Below are 20,251 nucleotides of genomic sequence, written 5' to 3' on the forward strand. Positions count from 1 at the left end.
GTCGAGAAAGGTGAAAGCATGGGGGCTTTGATTTTGGGGCTGCTGCTGGCCATCGCGGTTTTTTGGGCCGTTGGCGCACACAACCGGCTGGTGCGTTTGCGTGCCGAAGTGGTACGGCAATGGAGCAGTGTCGATGCGGTTTGGCTGCGATTGGTGGTGCGCATGCAAGGCGGTATTGCTGCACGTCAGTCCTTGGCTGTGGCGCAGGGAGCAGATGACCTCCAACCGCTCCAATCGGCTTGCGATGAATTGCTCGAAGCCTTGTCCCAGGCACGTTTGCAATCACTCGATGCAGAAACTCACAAGCAGGTGCAGGTGCAACACCAGAAGGTGGTGGCCGAGATTCGCCGCATGTTGCAAACCGAAAACGATGCGGTCAAGCCAGATCTGGAAATTGCATTGAACCGCATGCGGCAAACACTGCCCGCTGCGCTCATCCCCTACCATGTGGCTGTGGCCGCTTACAACGAGGCATTGGCCATGCGCCCTGCGTCATGGCTGGCCAGCCGTTTGAAACTCCAGCCTGCGATGCGAATGGATTTGTCCATGGGCGCCGCCTGAGCGCTGTTTGAAATCAACGATGACACCCAACGTTCCGTCCCAGGTTACGCGCGCTCCCGCGCAGTCAGCGCCTTTGTGGCGTCTGTTGCAGGCCACAGCCGCTGCAGTGCAGGCGACCCGCCAGGGACGCTCCCTCACGGCACAGATTGAAAGTGTCTCGCAAGAGCTGCGACCTGGGGTGCAAGCCTTGAGCTTTCAGGTCCTCAGGCAGCTCGGTCGTGCCACGGCACTGCGTGAACAGTTGGCCGGCAAAGCACCTCCCCCAGCGGTGGATGCTTTGCTCTGCACGGCGCTGGCTTTGTGCTGGCGCGATGAAGAAGCGCCTTATCCTGTTCACACCTTGGTGAATCAAGCGGTCGAAGCCGCGCGAAAGCAGAGAAATACCCAAGCCCAGAGCGGCTTCATCAACGCCTGTTTGCGACGCTTTATGCGTGAACGCGAAGCCTTGGTCCTGAAAACCGACAGCGACCTGCAAGCGCAATGGAACCATTCGCGCTGGTGGGTGGAACGATTGCAAGCAGATCACCCCTTGCACTGGCAGCAGATCTTGACGCAGGCACAACAAGCCGCGCCCATGACGCTGCGGGTGAATGCCCGACACCACACCGTGGCGGGCTATCAGCAGCAACTTCAGGCGATAGGGCTGCAGGCCAAGGCGGTGGGCTCACAGGGCTTGCAATTGAACAAGGCGGTGCCCGTGAACCAGTTGCCGGGCTTTGCGGCCGGGCATGTCTCGGTGCAGGACGCAGCCGCTCAGGTGGCTGCGCCATTGTTGCTGCAGGGTTTGGATGCTGAAATGCCATGGCGCATCTTGGACGCCTGTGCGGCGCCGGGCGGCAAAACGGGCCATTTGCTGGAAATTTACCCTCAAGCTCAAGTCTTGGCGCTGGACGTGGATGAGGCCCGTTGCGAACGGATACATCAAAATTTGCAGCGTTTGGGGCTGACCGCGCAAGTCTTGGCGGCCGATGCCGGACAGCCTGCGTCTTGGTGGGATGGCATCCTGTTTGACGCGGTTTTGCTAGATGCGCCATGTACGGCTTCGGGCATTGTGCGCAGGCATCCGGATGTGCGTTGGCTTCGCCGTCCCACCGACAGCGCGCAATTGGCGCGCACACAGGCAGCGCTGCTCAAGGCACTTTGGCCCTTGGTCAAGCCCGGGGGGCGCTTGCTGTATTGCACGTGCTCGATTTTCAAATCAGAGGGCGACGAAACGGTGCAGGCGTTCCTTCAACACAACACAGACGCCTTAATGCAGCCCTCTCCAGGGCATTTGATACCCGGGCAGCCCCCGTTTGGCCTGCCATTCGAGGACAATCCACTGGGTGAACATGACGGGTTTTATTACGCATTGCTGGAAAAGCGTCTGGGTTGAGCTCTGGCGCCGGGGTGGCTGGGTCCTGGGGGCCTGGCTGTTTGTCGTGTCCTCAGTCTGGGCTCAAACGGCCACGGCTGAGCTGACGGAGTTGCGTGCCGAGCGACGAGATGCGGGGCTTTACTTGACCGCCCAGCTCAAACTCGAACTGGGGCCGGTGGTTGAGGATGCTCTGGTCAAAGGCCTGGCCGTGCACTTTGTCGCCGAGGCCGAGGTCTTGCGAGACCGCTGGTATTGGTATGACCGCAAAGTGGGGGCTGCCACCCGTTATTACCGGCTTGCTTTTCAGCCACTGACACGCCGCTGGCGGCTGAATGTCTCCAATGAGCCGATTTCCGGCGCAGGCTTGGCAGGCAGCATTTCACAAAATTTTGAAACCCTGTCCGAAGCATTGGATGTGATTCGTCGCCAATCCGGCTGGAAAGTGGCGGACATCACCGACCTGGATGTGGATGCACGCCAATACATGACTTACCGCTTCAAGCTGGACATTTCCCAGTTGCCACGCCCCTTCCAGATTGCTGCAGGCAATCAGAGTGAATGGAGTTTGTCTGTGGCGCGGCAGATGCGCCTGACAGCAGACATGGTGCGCTGAGATGGGGATCTCGATCAACCGGTCGGAAAAACAAGCTCTGCGGGCATCGCGTGCCAGTCGATGGCTGCTGGGCTTGGGCGCAGTGGCGATGGTGGTGATCGGTTTGGGCTTGTTGGTGTTGATGACCCAGGCCACCGGTAACCGTGAAAGTTACAACCAGAGTTACGAATGGTTGACGCTGGTCAATGCCGTGGTGGCCGGTGGCTTGTTGATCACCATAGTTTGGGGTGCGGTCAAACTTCTTTTGCGACTCCGTCGTGGCCAATTCGGCTCTCGTTTGCTGGTCAAGCTCGCTGGAATTTTTGCACTGGTGGGTGTGATTCCCGGCGTGCTGATCTACGTGGTGTCCTATCAGTTTGTCTCGCGTTCGATAGAAAGTTGGTTTGATGTGAAAGTGGAGGCGGCCTTGGTCGCTGGCCTGAATCTGGGCCGAGCAACACTCGACACATTGAGCACCGACTTGTCCAAGCAAGCGCGTGCTGCTGCAGCGCAATTGAGTGACGTCGCCGATGTGAGCGCCGGAATCGCCCTCGAGAAAATGCGGGAACAAATGGGCGTCAGTGATGCAGTTCTCTGGACGGCCAGCGGGCGCATGGTGGCCAGCGCAGGGCAATCCCGATTCCAGATGCGGCCTGAACGCCCCCCCCTGCAGCAACTCAAGGATGCACGCCAAAAGGGCAGCGTCGAATGGGTTGAAGGTTTTGATGAGGCCATCCCCGGAGGTGACAAAGGCCGCATCAAGGTGTTGGTCTTGTTGCCCCAATCGGGCTTGGCATTTGACGAAGACAAGCGCCTACTGCAGGTGACGCAAGACCTGCCCCCGACGTTGGTGAACAACGCGCTGGAAGTGCAGTCGGCTTACCGTGAGTACCAAGAGCGCGCCCTGGCACGTGAAGGCTTGCGACGCATGTACATCGGCACGCTGACCCTGAGCTTGTTTTTGGCCGTGCTCGGGGCCATCTTGTTGGCCGTCGTTTTGGGTAACCAGTTGGCGCGACCGCTGCTCTTGCTGGCGCATGGCATGCGTCAGGTGGCCTCTGGCGATCTGACGCCCAAGATGGCTTTGCAAGGCAAGGATGAACTCGGAGGCTTGACCCGATCTTTCGCCGACATGACGCAACAGCTGCTGGATGCCCGAACGCATGAGCAACGGAGCCTGCTGCAGCTGGAGACGGCGCGGGGCAATTTGCAAACCATCCTCGACAACTTGACGGCCGGTGTCATGGTGCTGGATGCGCAAGGGGTGATCCAATCGGCCAATCCGGGTGCGACGCGCATTTTGCGGGTGCCCGTTGCAGCTCACCAAGGCTTGCCTTTGCCCAAGCTGCCTGGGCTGGAAAGTTTTGCGCAGGGCGTGGCTGAGCAGTTCGCCATGCTGCGCTTGGACAAAGAAGCACATGAGCTGGACCATTGGCAAAAATCCTTTGAGATCCACGCCACAGGCCAGGGCCTGAGCGAGACCGCAGTGACCTTGCTGGCCCGCGGCGCAGTCTTGCCCGACGGCATGCGTCTTTTGGTGTTTGACGACATATCCGAGATCGTGTCTGCAGAGCGCGCGCAAGCGTGGGGGGAGGTGGCCAGGCGCTTGGCCCATGAAATCAAGAATCCGCTCACCCCGATACAACTGTCTGCCGAGAGGCTCCAGCGCAAACTGATGGGCAAGCTCGATGCTTTAGACGATGCGGTGCTCCACAAATCGGTCAAAACCATCGTGGACCAGGTGGACGCCATGAAGCGGCTGGTCAATGAGTTTCGCGACTACGCTCGCTTGCCCTCGGCGGATCTGAAGCCTGTACAGCTCAACGCGCTGATTTCTGATTTGATGGTGCTGTATGCCAATGAGCCCAGCGACCAAGTTCCCCGTGCGCCCGTGATCACGGCGCTGGACCCGTCATGCCCACCGATCTTGGGTGACGAGCAGCAACTCAGACAAGTGATTCACAACCTGCTTCAAAACGCACAAGACGCATGCGAGGTCAAAGGCGTGGTCCAGCAGGGCGCTCGTGTGGGTTTGCGCACCGAGTGGCATGCCTCGCGCAGTCGGGTCCGTTTGACCGTGACCGATACAGGCCCTGGTTTCGAGCCCAATATTCTCAAGCGTGCGTTTGAGCCCTATGTCACCACCAAGGCCAAAGGCACAGGTTTGGGCTTGGCGGTCGTGAAGAAAATTGCCGATGAGCACGCCGCCAAAATAGAGCTTAGCAATGTCATGCAGGATGGCGACATCAAAGGCGCGCAAGTCTCGCTATCATTCGCATTGGATTCCAAAGTGGGCAATACGCATCAGCCCTCTCATTGAACAGAGACAAGACAGACACTATGGCAAATATTTTGGTGGTTGACGACGAGCTGGGCATCCGTGACCTGCTCTCAGAAATCTTGTTTGATGAGGGTCACCAAGTTGAACTTGCTGAAAATGCAGCCATGGCCCGTCAAGCGCGTTTGCAAATGCGTCCTGATCTGGTGCTGCTGGACATCTGGATGCCCGATACGGATGGCGTCAGCCTCTTGAAGGAGTGGGCCACAGCGGGCTTGTTGAACATGCCCGTCATCATGATGAGCGGACATGCCACCATCGATACGGCAGTCGATGCCGTCAAAATTGGCGCACATGCTTTTTTGGAGAAGCCCATCACCTTGCAAAAACTGCTGACCGCAGTGGAGCAAGGGCTGACCCGTGACCAAGTCAAACAGGCGGTCGCTTCTGCGGCGGCCTCGCTGTCTGCCGGGTTGGGTTCTGCGGTCACACATGACGACGTCACCAGCGCTGTGCTGGCGGTGCAGCAAACCTTTGACCTTGACCGCCCATTGCGCGAGGCGCGCGATGCATTTGAGAAAGCTTACTTCGAGTTCCACCTTGCCCATGAAGCAGGCTCGATGACCAAAGTGGCCGAAAAGACCGGTCTTGAGCGTACACACCTGTACAGGAAGCTCAAACAGCTGGGCGTTGACCTGTCCCGAAGCAAGCGGCCCATCTGATGGGTCGTATCCGAGTCTAAAAACCCTTGTTAGCTCTGCTAAAACTTACGCTTTGGGCTGGTAGCTCAGTTGGTAGAGCAGCGGATTGAAAAAGTTCGCCCGGCGCTAGAACTTCAGCATTAATGGCGCCTGCAAGTTGGGTGCAAAACGGTGCGGCACACTCTGTGCTGACAGTGCAAAATCCCCCCATCTAAAGTTATTCAAAGAAGTTCAAAACTGCTCTGCAGGCAGCTGCTTGGCTGTTCCTTGGCGTAGGGCTTCAGCTAGCGCAGCCCCCAGCTTTCCCCAACGCCCTGCAAAGCTTTTCAAGCCCTACGGCACGCTTCTAGCCCAGCGGGTAGCATTGAGTGCTGTGCGGAGGAAACAGCGCTCGCATGGCTTATTTTTCCTCTTCAGATAACCTGTCATCAAAAGAGTCTCCAAAAAAGTTACGCTCAAGAAATAGTTGCGTGAAAAATCTCGATTCAAATAAAAAGGAAAAGGCGGCGATGAACATGACCATCTGCAAAAAAAAACTGTTTGAACTTTGCCGATCGTTGTTGCTTTTTACCGCATTCGCTCCTTTGATGGCGTTAGCGCAGACTCCCGAAAAAATCATCATCAAGAGCCATACACCTCAAGACTATGCAGACATTCTGAGTGGGCGCTACAAACAGGCACCAGTTGAGATTTCAGGGTTTTTGGCATTGCCGGTTGGTCAGGGCAAGTTTCCCGCAGTTGTCATTGTTCCGGGCAGTGGCGGTTATCAGCAATGGATGCAAGACGGTGTTGCTAAAAGATTAAACGAAGCAGGTATTGCCACACTCATCATTGATAGTTTCAGTGCTAGGGGCATCGGCGAAACAGCGACAAATCAAGCAACAGTCCCGATGGCGGCTTCAGTGATAGACGGATTTGCAGCATTGCAAGCGCTGTCTAAACGACCTGAAATCGATGCCAGTAAAGTTGGAGTCACCGGTTTTTCACGAGGCGGTGTTGTCGCGATGTTCACTCAGGATCGAAGACTGGTCCAAGCAATGGAACAGCCAGAACTAGAGTTTGCGGCGCATTTGCCCTTTTATCCTGGTTGTGCAACAACATTTGACAAGCCTATCCCCACATCAGCGCCATCTTTGTTTTTCATGGGAGAAAAGGATGACTACACTCCGGCCGCTCAGTGCATTACCTACGTTGAGCGCCTTAAGTCGGGAGGGGCCAAAGTGGATTTAAAAATCTACCCCGGGGCTTATCACGGTTGGATATCGGATGCAAAACAGGTTGTCTATTTGCCGCGTGTTCAAGTCTTTTCCAAATGTGACATGAGAATCGACGATGCGGGCGTCATTCGTGAGTTGGGCTCAGGTGCCAATACGCTACAGGGCTGGAGTGCATTCGTTGCCAAAGTATGGAAGGCTTGTGGAAAATCTGGTGCCAACTATGGTGCAAATGAGAATGCAAAACAAACATCACTTTTCGACATGGTGAGTTTTTTCAGTTTGACACTTTTGCGACGCTGAAATTTGTATTTGAAAGCTAATAAAAGTTCTCCACATATAAATACAAAACTACCCGGTTGAAATGAGGAGTTATTTTTCTAGAATTTCTAGAATTTTTAGCTTAACTGAGTTGGTAACTTCTTTGTTGTATTCAATTGTGACGTTGCAGCGAGTCATTTTGCAACCTAATGGTTCAATTCGAGTTTGAGCGTCTCTAATTTCCGATCTATCCCATCCGTGAGTCGCCTTCGGATAACTGATTTCACTAGTTACCTTCCTTTGTTCTGCGTCTAAAATTGAAGCTATAAAACCTTTGCAAGGCTCCTGCATACGATTATCATAGTCATCCAAGCCACCCGTAAATATAGTAATTGGAATTTTGGCCCACGTTTCATGGAACCCATCTACAAAGCCAAATCCTCGCATTCTTTCAATAAGGGCCGGTCTTCTCTTAATCAAATCCTCGTGAAAGAAGCAGGTGGGATAAAGAGGAATGATGTTTTTAATTGGTGGAGCTTCCTTTCCATACTGTTCCTGTGCCCAGCGTGTGCCAGCATAAATTGAGAGCGATGCCCCCCAAGATAATCCAATAACGGAAATTTTTGTTGCGTCAACATCCTCTCTTTTACCCAAATATTTTAATGTTGAGAATAATTGAGATAAGTGGACAAGGGGGTTGTCTGGGGTTGTGTCAAACATGCGAGGTTCGACGCTAATGATGTTGTTTTTTTCGAAAAGTTCAGCATATTGATTGGTTGTACCCACCTTCCAACCACCTCTGTGGTGAAGTAATATAACCGCACCTTTTTTGCCTGGGCTCTTTGGCGTGGTAATAATCGACTCGAATTGACGTTCAATATTCTTTGTATCAAGATACTTTAAATTTATCAAATCTTGAGCGTAAGCGGTCGATGTTAGTAAATGGGCTAGAAAAAACACAAACATGAATTTCATAAAATTTCTTTCTATTTTCCAAGCTGTTTTACGTCTTATTAAAAAATAGCGAACACATCTACTTGCTTTTTAACTTACCGCCAACACCCTGTGGTTAGTTATATTGGCAGCATTTGAAATGTTAAGTGTTGGTCTACAGTTCAGCAAGCTTCTTACCTGCTCGGTTACTCTTAGGCGAGTCGCTCAGCAGCCATCGGTGCGGTGAGCTTGCTGTAATGCCGCACAAACATGAGCACACTCGTTCCTATCTGACGAGCTAAGGTATGAATATCTGTACCAGCCAGCTGCTCTATAGTTTCGCATTTTTGATGTGGCCGTTCACTATCGCAGCTGCACCCACCCCGTACAACCTCAAGCCGTGCGCACATCCGCACCCTCGCACAGTGCTCAAAAGTTTGCAATGCCTGTACAAAGACTCTGACAGAGCAAAAACCCAGCCCAGTTAGGGTAACCCGGTGACGCGCTTTTTGGGACGCAGCAGGAATACTCACGGAAAAGTACTGTTACAATCATTGGCTTACCGGCCCGGTAGCTCAGTTGGTAGAGCAGCGGATTGAAAATCCGCGTGTCGGCAGTTCGATTCTGCCCCAGGCCACCAGTTCACACCGCAAGTACGCAAGTGCTTGCGGTGTTTTACTTTGTGGCGAGTGGGCGAGCACAGGGGAGTAAATGCCCAATGGGTTTCGCCGTCCCAAGGGATCCACAACCGCAACCGCAGGTCTTCTGAGCGCAGGGCCTCAAATTATCTTTGCGTGTGGTTTGAAGTTTGGACTCATGCGTCATGCAGCATGCCGTCATGCACTTCCAAGGCTCCGCTGCGCTCCAGCTCGGCCAGCATCATGTCCAGCCAAGTCTGCACGTCGAGGTCGAGGCCAAATCGGCGGTGCAGATCGATCATGTAGGGCACCTGAAGGGCCCATTCACAGAACTCGGCTTTGGAAATGCGCCCCCATTCGAGCAGTTTGAACTTGAGCAGGACTTTGGTGCCATAACGGGCATGGCGTTCGGGATTTTGCGCAAAGCTTTCAAGCTTGCTGCGGGCCAGTGCCAAGGCAGGCGCGACTTCGGTGAAGACGGCGCCATGCCCTGGGATGACGATGGCTGGCTGGAGTCGCTCGATCAGGTCCAGGGTTTGGCCGACTTCGTCAAAAGCATCCACGCCTTCCAACTCGGGAAATACCACGCCAAAACCGTTTTGCCAAAGGGCGTCGGCCGACATCAGCAAACGGTGTTCCGGCGCGAACAAAATGACCGAGTGGGGGTCGTGTCCGGGGGCAGCGTGGACTTCCCATGCCATGTTCGCCCAGCGGTGGCTGCTGCCAGGCACGAGCAGGCCGTTGAACTTGAAGGGCGGGCAGTTCTGTCCCGTGGGCTTGTAACTGAGCGCGTCTTCGCGCCAGGCTTGAACATCAGGTGCCAAGCCGGGCGGTATCCAGGTGTGCAAGGCTGGATAGCGTGCCTGCAGGGCCTGGTTACCACCGCAGTGGTCGCTGTGCAGGTGTGTGTTGGCCAGTTGGTCCAGCGCACGGCCCTGAAGGGCGTTTTCAAGCAAGGTCAGCGTTTGGGCATGGTGGGTGACGTAGCCGCTGTCGACCAGTGTGGCGTTGGCTGCATCGCACAGCAGGACGTTGTTGGCCGACAGCCAGCCGCGCTCAAATACGGTCACGCCCGCAGGCAAGTTGATGGAAGGGGTCATGCGATCTGGCGTGGACAGTTCATTTGTGGCTGCGCAATTCTCGCCGCAGGATCTTGCCAACGTTGGATTTGGGCAGCTCATCGCGGAATTCGATGTACTTGGGGCGCTTGTACCCGGTGAGGTTCTCTTGGCAAAAGCGCGACACGGACTCTTCGGTCAACATGGGGTCGTTGCGCACCACAAACACCTTGATGGTTTCACCTTGCAGGGTGTCTGCAATGCCAATCACAGCGCACTCGACCACGCCGGGACAGGTCGAAATGACATTTTCCAGCTCGCTCGGGAACACGTTGAAACCGCTCACGATGATCATGTCTTTCTTGCGGTCGACGATCCGTGTAAAGCCTTCGTCGTCCATGATGCCAACGTCGCCCGTGCGCATGAAGCCATCTGCGGTGAAGGTCTTGGCATTTTCTTCGGGCTGGTTGAAATAGCCCGTCATCACATTGGGTCCGCGGATGCAAATTTCGCCAGAACTGCCCACGGGCAGGTTGTTGCCCGCATCGTCTTTGATGGCAATGTCGATGCCCGGCAAGGGCAGGCCGATGTTGCCGCTGAAATGCGTTTGCGTGACCGGGTTGTTGGTGCCGATGGCGCAGGTCTCGCTCATGCCCCAGCCTTCGATCATGGCACTGCCTGTGGCCGCTTGCCAATGCTTGGCGGTGCCTTCAGAAGCCGCCATGCCCCCGGCTTGGGTGAGCTTGAGCGATGAAAAGTCGATCGTCTTGAACATCGGGTGCTGCATCAGCGCATTGAACAGGGTGTTCACGCCCGGCAACATGTGGAAAGGACGTTGCTTGAGCACTTCGATGAATTTGCCAAAGTCACGCGGGTTGGGGACCAGCGTCAAGTGCGAACCTTGGCGGATGGCCAGCAGGCACAAGGTCAGCGCGAAGATGTGGTACAGCGGCAAAGCGGCGATGCTGTTGACTTTGCGCAGGTCGCCAATGCCGGCCAAGGCCGGCTTGAACCAGCCCTCAGCTTGCAGGATGGCTGCGACGATATTGCGGTGGGTCAGCACAGCACCTTTGGACAAACCTGTCGTCCCGCCGGTGTACTGCAAAAACGCCGTGTCATCCAGGGTTTGGGGTGTGGGCTTCAAGTTCAGCTGGCGGCCTTGCGCGATGGCTTTTTTGAACGGTGTGACGCTTCGCCCATCTGTCAGAGGCAGCTCGAACTCGGGCACCATCTTGGCCAAGTGGCGAACGGCAAAAGTCATCCAGCGACCATACCAAGGGCCCAGCAAGTCGCCAATGGAGGCCAACACCACATGCTGAACGTTCGTGTGCTCGATCACATCCTGCAAGGTGGCGGCAAAGTTCTCCAAAATGACAATGCTGGTGGCGCCGGAATCTTTGAGTTGGTGCTGCAGCTCGCGAGCGGTGTACAAGGGGTTCACGTTCACACACGCATAGCCTGCACGTAGAACGGCAGCCATGGTGACGGCAAACTGGGGCAAATTCGGCAGCATGATGGCCACACGGCTGCCAGCGGGCAGGCCCTTGGCTTGCAGCCAGGCCCCGAGGGCTTTGGAGAGTTCGTCCAGTTCCTTGTAGCTCATCCAGCGGTCCATGCAGACCGAAAAGGGGCTGTTGCCGTGCTCCCGAAATGCCCGCTCCAGCAAGTCTGTCAAGCTGCTGTACTGTTGTGGATCGATGTCGTGCGGGACGCCGGGGGGGTAGTTCTTCAGCCAAATACGTTCCATCGCTGGGTCTCCTTGATGCCTCGATTGTGGCCAACTGTCTGAGCCAGTGTGAGCGGGCAACTCCCCGGTGGCGTCTGTGCGGGTCTCTCACGCGACAAAAGGCAGGCCAAATCACTGCGGCTGACAACGTCGGGGTATTGGGTGCAGAATAAGGGCAAACCCTTAATTCAAATGAACTCACAACCCCACTCCTCTTTGGGATTCTGGCGCCAACTTTGGCGGCGCTGGGTGTCGGCTGTGACCTTGGGGGCACCAGCCCATGCGGTTGACCAGCCTGCATTTGGCGGGTGGATCCCGATTCGCTCTCTTTCTGCGCGCCACAAGCCGCGCATCCTGAAGCATTTGGTGGCTTTGAAGCCAGAGGACCGCTATTTGCGTTTCGGGTACCCGGCCACAGACGAGCAGATCGCGCGTTATGTGAGCGGTTTGAACTTTGAGCGGGATGAGATTTTTGGGGTGTTCAACCGTCGGCTCGATTTGGTCGCCATGGCCCATTTGGCCTTTTCGATCGATCCCCAATGGGCCACTTGCGCCGAGTTCGGCGTGTCGGTCGCGTCCCATCAGCGGGGCAAAGGTTTGGGCGTGCGCCTTTTTAACCATGCCGTGATGCACGCCCGAAACGAGGGGGTGAGCATGATCTTCATTCACGCTTTGAGTGAGAACGTGGCCATGCTCAAGATCGCCCGCCATGCCGGTGCCACGGTGCAGCGAGATGGCAGCGAAAGCGAAGCGTATCTGTCATTGCCCTTGGCTACGCTGGACAGCCAAATCAGCGGACTGATGCAAGAGCAGATGGCTGAGCTGGACTACCAACTCAAAATGCAGGCGCATCAATTTCGCGCGTGGCTGGCCACAGTGCAAGAGATCCGTCAGGGCGTGCGCGATGCTCGTCACACTTCACACAAGCCTTGATTTGGCGGTTTGTCATCTGAATCCGCTATCCTAGAGGCTTGCCCACAACCGCATGTCCTGCACTTCCCGACTGTGTCCGACCCTTACCCTGCGCGTTCTGTTGAACGTGAAGACAAGCGCAGTTTTCTGCAAAAGCTCGCCGAATTCATCCATCCCGGCCCCGACTCGACCGACGAGTTGATCGAAACCTTGGCCGAGGCCGAGGACAACCACATCATCAATGCCGAGAGCCGCCTCATGCTTGAAGGCGTCATCCGCATGGCCGACATGACCGCTGGCGATGTGATGGTGGCCGCACCGCGGATGGATTTGCTCAACATCGAAGACCCGTTTGACCGCTTGTTGTACCAAGTGATCGAGACCGCACACTCGCGCTTTCCGGTTTATGAAGGGGAGACCGAAAACATCATTGGTATCTTGTTGGCCAAGGACCTGCTCAAGTTGCAACGGGCGCCCGAGTTGAACATCCGTGCCCTGTTGCGCCCCGCAGTTTTTGTGCCCGAAAGCAAGGGACTGAACGATTTGTTGCGCCAATTCCGTGACAACCGCAACCACCTGGCCATCGTCATCGATGAGTTTGGGCGCACCGCAGGTTTGATCACCATTGAAGACGTGCTCGAGCAGATCGTGGGCGAGATCGAGGACGAATTCGACATCGCCGACGACGAGGGGGATATTTTTGGCTTGCCCGACCGCAGCTTCCGCGTCAGTGGTGACACGTCATTGGAGCGTGTTGGTGAAGCCTTTGGTGTGGACCTTCAAGAGGCGCGTGAGGATGCCGAAGGCCCAGACTTTGACACCATTGGGGGGCTGATTGCCCACGAAATGGGTCACGTGCCTCGGCGAGGCGAAAAATACATTTTGGCGGGCCTGCAATTTGTGGTCTTGCACACCCGCGCTGGCGCTGTGCGCTGGTTCAAGGTGTCGCCAGTTGCTACTGTGGCCGACCCAGAGTCCAAGGCATGAGTCTCACCCCTGAGCGAGCACGCGGCCTGCCCGTCGTGTGGCCCGCTTTGGCCGGTGCAGCGCAGGCAGCGTCTATCGCCATGCCCGGCAGTGGCCAGGCACAAGGCTGGCTGCAGGTTCTGAGCTTGACCGTGCTGGCCGCAGGCTTGGCCCGTCACACCACTTCTCCACGTTCCACTCACCGACAAGCCGCTTGGTCGGGTGGGGTGTTTGCCACAACCTGGCTGGCTGGCAGCTTTTGGTGGCTGTATGTGTCCATGCACGATGTCGGGGGCCTGCCGGCACCTTTGGCTGCGTTTGCGGTGCTGGCTTTGGCGGCCGCACTGGCCTTGTATTACGCGGCCGCTTGTGCCGCCTGGGTGGGCCTGGCGAGAGGTTCACTGGTGCACAGTCCGAGCATTTCCAGTGCCTTGTTTGCAGCCCTTTGGACCTTGGCCGAACTCATGCGCGGGCGTTGGCTGACCGGATTTCCCTGGGGTGCGGGCGGTTATGCACATGTCGACGGCATGCTCTCGGTTTGGGCGCCTTGGGTGGGGGTGTATGGCATGGGGGCTTTGGCCGCCTGGTTGGCCATGCGCTTGGCGCTGTCGGGTTGGCGGCTGCGCGCCCTCAAACCCTTGGTGGGATTGGGTGTGGTGTCGTGGGGGCTGCAGCTTTGGGGGCCGAGTTTCACCACCTCCGCTGGGGTGGGACAAGTGGCCTTGCTTCAGGCCAATATTTCACAAAATGCCAAATTTGATGCGGCCAGCGGCATCCGGGAAGCGCTGCAATGGTACGACGCGCAGCTGCGCGCCAACCTGCAGCCCTTGGTGGTGGCCCCCGAAACCGCGATCCCCTTGTTGCCGCAACATTTGCCCGAGGGGTATGAGGCAGGCTTGCGGCAGCATTTCGCGCAGTCGGGTCGTTCGATGGCGTTGGTGGGCCTGCCTTTGGGCAGTTTGGCCGAGGGGTACACCAACTCGGTGGTGGCCTTGCAGCCTGCCGGTTTGCTGGGTTATCGCTATGACAAGTCGCATCTGGTGCCCTTCGGTGAGTTCGTGCCCCCTGGTTTTGTCTGGTTTGTCCGCATGATGAACATCCCTTTGGGCGATTTCCGATCAGGCGGCTGGGACCAGCCTTCAGTGGCTTGGCAGGGGCAGCGTTTGGCCCCCAATGTTTGTTACGAAGACCTGTTTGGTGAGGAGTTGGCCATTCGCTTCAAGGACCCTGCCACCGCGCCGACGGCCTTGGTGAATGTGAGCAATATCGCCTGGTTTGGTGACACGCTGGCGGTAGACCAGCACCTGAACATCTCCCGGCTGCGGGCCATGGAGCTGGGTCGCCCCATGCTGCGAGCCACCAACACCGGCGCCACGGCCATCATTGACCACCAAGGGCGCGTCACGCACCAGCTGCCACGCTTTACCCAGGGCAGCCTGACGGGCACTTTTGAAGGGCGCCATGGCCTCACACCCTTTGCCCGTTGGGCCGGGTCCTGGGGTTTGGCCCCTCTGTGGGCGCTGTGCTGTGCGGTGGTGGTTGGGGCGTTTTGGCGGCGGCAAAGGCCGTAAAATCAAGGGTTCGCGCAAAACCTGCGCCCATCCCTAACCCCGGCCAGCTCGCTGCTGGCTTTGCTCCGGCCATGTTGACCTTCCAGCAAATCATTCTCAAATTGCAGCAGTACTGGGACGCCCAGGGCTGTGCACTGCTCCAGCCCTACGACATGGAAGTGGGCGCCGGCACCAGCCACACCGCCACTTTTTTGCGCGCCATCGGCCCTGAGCCCTGGAAAGCCGCTTACGTTCAGCCCAGCCGCCGCCCCAAGGACGGCCGCTATGGCGAAAACCCCAACCGCCTGCAGCACTACTACCAATTTCAGGTGGTTTTGAAGCCAGCGCCCAGCAACATCTTGGAGCTCTATTTGGGCAGCCTCGAGGCGCTGGGTTTTGACCTGAAGAAAAACGACATCCGCTTTGTGGAAGACGACTGGGAAAACCCCACACTCGGCGCTTGGGGTTTGGGCTGGGAAGTCTGGCTCAACGGCATGGAAGTCACGCAGTTCACGTACTTCCAGCAAGTCGGGGGCATCGACTGCAAGCCGATCACGGGTGAAATCACCTATGGTCTGGAACGACTGGCGATGTACTTGCAAGGCGTGGACAACGTCTACAACCTGCAATGGACCGATGGCCTGACCTACGGTGATGTGTACAAGCAAAACGAGGTCGAGCAATCGACCTACAACTTCGAGCACAGCGATGCCGAGTTTTTGTTCACCGCCTTTGGCGCCCACGAAAAGCAGGCCCAGCACCTGATGGGCGCGCAACTGGCCTTGCCCGCCTATGAGCAGGTGCTCAAGGCCGCGCACACCTTCAACTTGCTGGATGCGCGTGGCGCCATCAGCGTGACCGAGCGTGCCGCCTACATCGGCCGCATCCGCAATCTGGCCCGCAGCGTGGCCCAGAGCTATTACGAGAGCCGCGAACGTCTGGATTTCCCGATGGCCCCGCGTGAATGGGTCGCCCAAATGCCCAAGAAAGCCGCGTGAGGGAGAACAACATGACGACACAAAATTTGCTGGTAGAACTGTTTGTGGAAGAGCTGCCGCCCAAGGCGCTCAACAAACTCGGCGCTGCTTTCTCGGGCGTGCTGGCCGAACAACTCAAGGCTCAGGGCTTGGCAGCCGCCGATGCGGTGGTCACCGCTTTTGCCTCTCCCCGCCGCTTGGCAGCGCATGTGACGGGCGTGGCCGCACAAGCCGCCGACAAGGCCGTTCAGCAAAAGTTGATGCCGGTGGCCGTGGGTCTGGACGCTACGGGCAACGCCACCCCTGCCTTGCTGAAAAAACTGCAAGCCCTTGGGGCCGACGTGAGCGACCCGGCGGCCGCTGTGGCGGCGCTCAAGCGGGCACCCGACGGCAAGGCCGAAGCCTTGTTTTATGACAGCGTGGTCCAAGGTGCATCGCTGCAAGCCGGTTTGCAAAAAGCACTGGAAGAAGCGCTGGCCAAGCTGCCGATCCCGAAGGTCATGCAGTACCAGCTGGAGACCGATTGCGAATTGCCGGGTTGGAGCAGCGTGAACTTTGTACGCCCCGCGCACAGTCTGATCGCCCTGCACGGCAGTGCCGTGGTGCCCGTGAAGGCGCTGGGCCTGACGGCCAGCAACAGCACGCAAGGCCACCGCTTTGAAGGCAAAGTCTCCCCCGTGGTGCTGCAGCACGCCGACCAGTACGACGACGTGCTCAAGCGCGATGGCGCGGTCATTGCCAGCTTTGCCGAGCGCCGCGCCGAGATCGTGCGCCAGCTGCAAGCGGCCGCCGCCCAAGTGGGCCACGGTGCCCGCCCGATCGAAGACGAGGCGCTGCTCGACGAAGTGACCGCACTGGTCGAGCGTCCGAACGTGCTGACCTGCCAGTTTGAGACCGAGTTCTTGGGCGTGCCGCAGGAATGCCTGATCCTCACGATGAAGGCCAATCAGAAGTACTTCCCTTTGGTCGATGCGTCCGGCAAGCTGACGAACCGGTTTTTGGTGGTGAGCAACATCACACCCGACGATGCTTCGTTGGTGATTGGCGGCAACGAGCGCGTGGTGCGCCCGCGCCTGGCCGATGCCAAATTCTTCTTTGATCAGGACCGTAAGAAGACGCTCGAATCGCGCGTCGATGGCCTGTCCAAAGTGGTGTACCACAACAAGCTGGGCACGCAAGGCGAGCGCATGGCGCGTGTTTGCGCCATCGCCAAAGCCATCGGCCAGCAACTGGGCGGTGATCTGCTGGCCAAACAAGCCGAGCAGGCGGCACGCCTGGCCAAGACCGATTTGCTGACCGACATGGTGGGCGAGTTCCCCGAGTTGCAAGGCATCATGGGGGGCTACTACGCCCGTCACGATGGTTTGAGCAGCGATGTGGCCGAAGCGATTGAAGACCACTACAAACCGCGCTTTGCGGGCGACGAGTTGCCACGCAGCATGGTGGGCGTGGTGGTGGCGTTGGCCGACAAGCTCGAAACGCTGGTGGGCATGTTCGGCATCGGCAATGTGCCCACAGGCGACAAAGATCCGTTTGCGCTGCGCCGCCACGCTTTGGGCGTGATCCGCATGCTGATCGACAAAGACGTGGCCATGGGCTTGCCCGAACTGTTGGCGCTGTCGATGCCGGTTTTCGGCAACAAGATTTCGGGCAGCGCGGATGCGCTGATTGACTTCATTTATGACCGCCTGTCTGGCAGCTTGCGCGAGCAAGGCTTCAGCGCGCAAGAGGTCGATGCCGTCATGGCCCTGCGTCCGGCCCGATTGGGTCAGGTGGGACAGTTCCTGTCGGCCGTGCGTGCTTTTGCCGCCCTGCCCGAAAGCCCAGCGCTTGCAGCCGCCAACAAGCGCATTGGCAACATCCTGAAAAAAGCCGGCGAGGTGGACGCCCACGTCAACCCCGCCTTGCTGCAGGAAGAGGCCGAGAAGAACTTGTACGCCGTCATGCAAAAGTTTGTCCCAGAGTCAGAAGCGCAGTTCCAGGCCGGGGATTACACCGCCAGCTTGCAAACCTTGGCCGCCTTGCGTGCCCCGGTGGACGCTTTTTTTGACGACGTGATGGTCAATGCCGAAGAAATGGACTTGCGCCTGAACCGTCAGGGCCTGCTCAAGTCGCTGCATGTGGCCATGAACCGCGTGGCCGACTTGTCGCGTCTGGCGGCTTGATCGGCCGAACCGAATCTGGCCCCCAGCCGCGCACGCATGAACACCCATCTGAAACTCGTCATCCTCGACCGTGATGGCACCATCAACCGCACGGGTGACGAGTTCGTCAAATCGCCGGATGAGTGGCAGCCCTTGCCCGGCGCGCTGGAGGCGATCAGCCGCCTGAACCACGCGGGCTTTCATGTGGTGCTGGCGACCAACGAGTCGGGTTTGGGGCGGGGCCTGTTTGACATGGCCGCCTTCAACGCCGTGCACAGCCACTTGGTTAAAAAATTGGCGGCCGTGGGCGGGCGCATCGATGCCTTCTTCTATTGCCCGCATGCGGCCGATGAAGGTTGCGGTTGCCGCAAACCCTGGCCGGGCCTTTTTTTGCAAATTGCCGAGCGGTATGGCGTGGACCTCGTTGGCGTGCCCTGCATTGGCAACAGCCTGAGTGACATGCAGGTGGCCGAGGTGGTGGGGTGCGTGCCCCACATGGTGCTGAGTGGTCGACATCCCGAATGGTTAGGGCAGGCCTTGCCGCCGGGTTTTCCGGCCGCTACGCAGGTGCATGCCGATTTGGCCGCCTGTGTCGACCATTTGTTGGGCTCTGAATCGGGCTCGCGCTTACCTTTGACGACGACACCCCCATGAACTTCATCCGCTCTCTGGTCCATGTGTTGTGGATGGCCATCACCGTCATCCCTTGGGCCCTGTTTGTGGTGCTGATTTCTTATGTCGTCAGCAGCACGCGCCTGTACTGGATTTGTGTGGGCTGGCTGCGTCTGGCGGTGAACAGTGGTACCTGGATTTTGGGCATCGAAAACCGCATCCAGGGCATGGAGAACCTGCCCTTGGGCACCAAGGACCCGGCCGTTTTGTTGGTCAAGCACCAGTCGACCTGGGAGACCTTTGTGATGCCCGCGATCATGCCGCACCCGCTGGCCTATGTGTTCAAAAAAGAGTTGCTGCATGTGCCGTTTTTCGGTTGGGCCATGGCGCGCATGGACATGATCCACATCGACCGCAAGCAGCGCTCCCGTGCCTTTGCCAAGGTGGTGCAGCAAGGCCGCCGACTCATGCAAGAAGGGGTCTGGGTCATCATGTTTCCTGAAGGCACGCGCATCCCGCGTGGCCAAAAGGGCGAGTACAAAAGCGGTGGCGCGCGTCTGGCGATTGCAGCCGGTGTACCGGTCATCCCGATTGCCGTGACCTCGGCGCGTTGCTGGCCCACCCGGGCTTTCGTCAAAAAGCCTGGTGTGGTCGATATCTCGATTGGCCACGCCATTCCGAGCGAAGGCCGCAGTGCCGACGAATTGATGCAAGAGGTCGAGGCCTGGATCGAGGCGGAAATGCACCGCTTGGACCCCGAGGCTTATCCCAAGACCTCCTGCGCTGCCTCCGGGCATTGAACCAGGCCGGGCGAAGCATGCGCGCGCCTTTGCAGTTTGTGCTGGACTTTTTCACCGGTGGTGATCCGGTGCAACCCACGCGCACACCCAAAATCACAGCTGGGCCGACGAACGCAGCGGATGCGCGCTCTTCAGCGTCCCCCCCGCACGCCACGCTGACTCCGAGCACCGGCGATAACGACGCGTCTTTGCCCCAGCCAGAACCCAGCCCTTGGGGCTTCACCCACCCCACCGCCAACCGCCATGTCCAGCTGCAGGGCGTCACCGTGTCTTACCGTTTTGAACGCTCGCGGCGCAAAAGTATCGGTTTTTTGGTGGGGGCTGATGGTCTGGTGGTGCGCGCGCCCAACTGGGTGCCGCTGCGCGAGGTGGATGCGGCTGTGCAGGAAAAAGGCGGCTGGATTGTGGCCAAGCTGCAGCAGTTCAAGGAGCGACAGACCGAGCAGTTTCAAAAAGCCATCGAGTGGCGGCACGGGGCCGAAGTGCCGTTTTTGGGGCGCACGGTCCAGCTGTGCGTGCTCGAGCGCGGTGTGGGGCGTGTGCATGGACAAGACCTGTCACCCGAACAGGTGCTGCCTGTGACGGTGCCCCCCGGTGCCTCGGTGACGCAGGTGCGCGACGCGGCCCAAGTTTGGCTCAAAAAACAGGCTCGGGCGCTGTTTGAAGCGCGCTTGCACCAGTTTGCGCCACTCTTGGGCGTGCGCTGGCAAAAGCTCAGCCTCTCGAGCGCCAGCACGCGTTGGGGCAGTGCGCGCACCGATGGGCACATCCGCCTGAACTGGCGATTGGTCCATTTGCCCATCAGCCAGATCGACTACGTGGTGGTGCACGAGCTGGCCCACTTGCGCGAAATGAACCACAGCCCCCGCTTCTGGGAAACCGTGGGCGAGGTCATGCCCGACTACGCCGAGCGCCGCAAAGCCTTGCGCCAGGCACCGGTGGGCCTGCAAGAAGATTGAGGCAGGCCTTGC

The 20,251-nt window shown here is 58.0% G+C and carries 17 protein-coding genes and 1 tRNA gene; 15 read left to right on the top strand and 3 right to left on the bottom strand.

Going from position 1 to position 20,251, the window contains the following annotated elements; genetic code table 11:
• The first annotated feature begins 18 nt into the window (after window positions 1-18).
• From LHAB_RS06110 to LHAB_RS06135, 6 genes are all read left to right on the top strand, one after another.
• Entirely contained in the window at window positions 19-561 is a 543-nt protein-coding gene (locus LHAB_RS06110; RefSeq protein WP_090044670.1) for a LemA family protein, read from the top strand.
• Between the two features lie 19 nt (window positions 562-580).
• Complete coding sequence (gene rsmB, locus LHAB_RS06115; RefSeq protein ID WP_090044672.1) at window positions 581-1,936, top strand: 16S rRNA (cytosine(967)-C(5))-methyltransferase RsmB; 1,356 nt, start codon at window positions 581-583, stop codon at window positions 1,934-1,936.
• Window positions 1,937-1,982: 46 nt separating this feature from the next.
• Complete coding sequence (locus LHAB_RS06120) at window positions 1,983-2,531, top strand: DUF4390 domain-containing protein (protein WP_228763364.1); 549 nt, start codon at window positions 1,983-1,985, stop codon at window positions 2,529-2,531.
• Window position 2,532: 1 nt separating this feature from the next.
• Window positions 2,533-4,830: a sensor histidine kinase gene (locus LHAB_RS06125; RefSeq protein WP_090044677.1), complete on the top strand. Its 2,298-nt coding sequence runs from the start codon at window positions 2,533-2,535 to the stop codon at window positions 4,828-4,830.
• A 20-nt stretch (window positions 4,831-4,850) separates the two neighbouring features.
• The gene (locus LHAB_RS06130) at window positions 4,851-5,510 is read left to right on the top strand and encodes a response regulator (RefSeq protein WP_090044679.1); all 660 of its coding nucleotides are present in this window, start codon (window positions 4,851-4,853) and stop codon (window positions 5,508-5,510) included.
• A gap of 374 nt (window positions 5,511-5,884) precedes the next feature.
• Window positions 5,885-7,006 (top strand): dienelactone hydrolase family protein, encoded by a 1,122-nt coding sequence (locus LHAB_RS06135; protein WP_090044682.1) that lies wholly within the window; start codon window positions 5,885-5,887, stop codon window positions 7,004-7,006.
• A 69-nt stretch (window positions 7,007-7,075) separates the two neighbouring features.
• On the opposite strand, the gene LHAB_RS06140 is transcribed toward LHAB_RS06135, so the two are convergent.
• Window positions 7,076-7,939, bottom strand: coding sequence for a dienelactone hydrolase family protein (locus tag LHAB_RS06140; RefSeq protein WP_194943114.1), 864 nt, complete (start codon window positions 7,937-7,939; stop codon window positions 7,076-7,078).
• A 522-nt stretch (window positions 7,940-8,461) separates the two neighbouring features.
• Between LHAB_RS06140 and LHAB_RS06150 the strand changes: the two genes are divergently transcribed.
• Window positions 8,462-8,537 (top strand) — tRNA-Phe (locus LHAB_RS06150).
• 174 nt (window positions 8,538-8,711) lie between these two features.
• Here the strand turns inward: LHAB_RS06150 and LHAB_RS06155 are convergent.
• Complete coding sequence (locus LHAB_RS06155; RefSeq protein WP_090044689.1) at window positions 8,712-9,635, bottom strand: MBL fold metallo-hydrolase; 924 nt, start codon at window positions 9,633-9,635, stop codon at window positions 8,712-8,714.
• 19 nt (window positions 9,636-9,654) lie between these two features.
• Window positions 9,655-11,340, bottom strand: coding sequence for an AMP-binding protein (locus tag LHAB_RS06160; RefSeq protein ID WP_090044691.1), 1,686 nt, complete (start codon window positions 11,338-11,340; stop codon window positions 9,655-9,657).
• Between the two features lie 171 nt (window positions 11,341-11,511).
• Between LHAB_RS06160 and LHAB_RS06165 the strand changes: the two genes are divergently transcribed.
• The 8 genes from LHAB_RS06165 to LHAB_RS06200 all read left to right on the top strand — a co-directional run bounded on the left by LHAB_RS06165 (window position 11,512) and on the right by LHAB_RS06200 (window position 20,239).
• Entirely contained in the window at window positions 11,512-12,252 is a 741-nt protein-coding gene (locus tag LHAB_RS06165) for a GNAT family N-acetyltransferase (protein ID WP_228763365.1), read from the top strand.
• Window positions 12,253-12,324: 72 nt separating this feature from the next.
• Window positions 12,325-13,218, top strand: a complete 894-nt coding sequence (locus tag LHAB_RS06170; protein WP_090044693.1) for an HlyC/CorC family transporter — start codon at window positions 12,325-12,327, stop codon at window positions 13,216-13,218.
• Window positions 13,215-14,768, top strand: a complete 1,554-nt coding sequence (gene lnt, locus LHAB_RS06175; RefSeq protein ID WP_090044695.1) for an apolipoprotein N-acyltransferase — start codon at window positions 13,215-13,217, stop codon at window positions 14,766-14,768. The genes LHAB_RS06170 and lnt overlap by 4 nt, the downstream gene beginning before the upstream one ends.
• Window positions 14,769-14,839: 71 nt before the next feature.
• A complete protein-coding gene (gene glyQ / locus LHAB_RS06180; protein WP_089952531.1) occupies window positions 14,840-15,745 on the top strand; it encodes a glycine--tRNA ligase subunit alpha in 906 nt (301 codons plus the stop codon).
• Window positions 15,746-15,756: 11 nt separating this feature from the next.
• Window positions 15,757-17,889, top strand: a complete 2,133-nt coding sequence (glyS, locus tag LHAB_RS06185) for a glycine--tRNA ligase subunit beta (RefSeq protein WP_090047726.1) — start codon at window positions 15,757-15,759, stop codon at window positions 17,887-17,889.
• 36 nt (window positions 17,890-17,925) lie between these two features.
• Window positions 17,926-18,522: a D-glycero-beta-D-manno-heptose 1,7-bisphosphate 7-phosphatase gene (gene gmhB, locus LHAB_RS06190; protein ID WP_090044697.1), complete on the top strand. Its 597-nt coding sequence runs from the start codon at window positions 17,926-17,928 to the stop codon at window positions 18,520-18,522.
• Window positions 18,519-19,280, top strand: a complete 762-nt coding sequence (locus LHAB_RS06195) for a lysophospholipid acyltransferase family protein (RefSeq protein ID WP_090044699.1) — start codon at window positions 18,519-18,521, stop codon at window positions 19,278-19,280. The genes gmhB and LHAB_RS06195 overlap by 4 nt, the downstream gene beginning before the upstream one ends.
• Window positions 19,281-19,297: 17 nt before the next feature.
• Entirely contained in the window at window positions 19,298-20,239 is a 942-nt protein-coding gene (locus LHAB_RS06200) for a M48 family metallopeptidase (protein ID WP_090044701.1), read from the top strand.
• Window positions 20,240-20,251 lie beyond the last annotated feature (12 nt).

It is taken from the genome of Limnohabitans sp. 2KL-27, from assembly GCF_001269345.1.
Taxonomy (GTDB): Bacteria; Pseudomonadota; Gammaproteobacteria; order Burkholderiales; family Burkholderiaceae_C; genus Limnohabitans_A.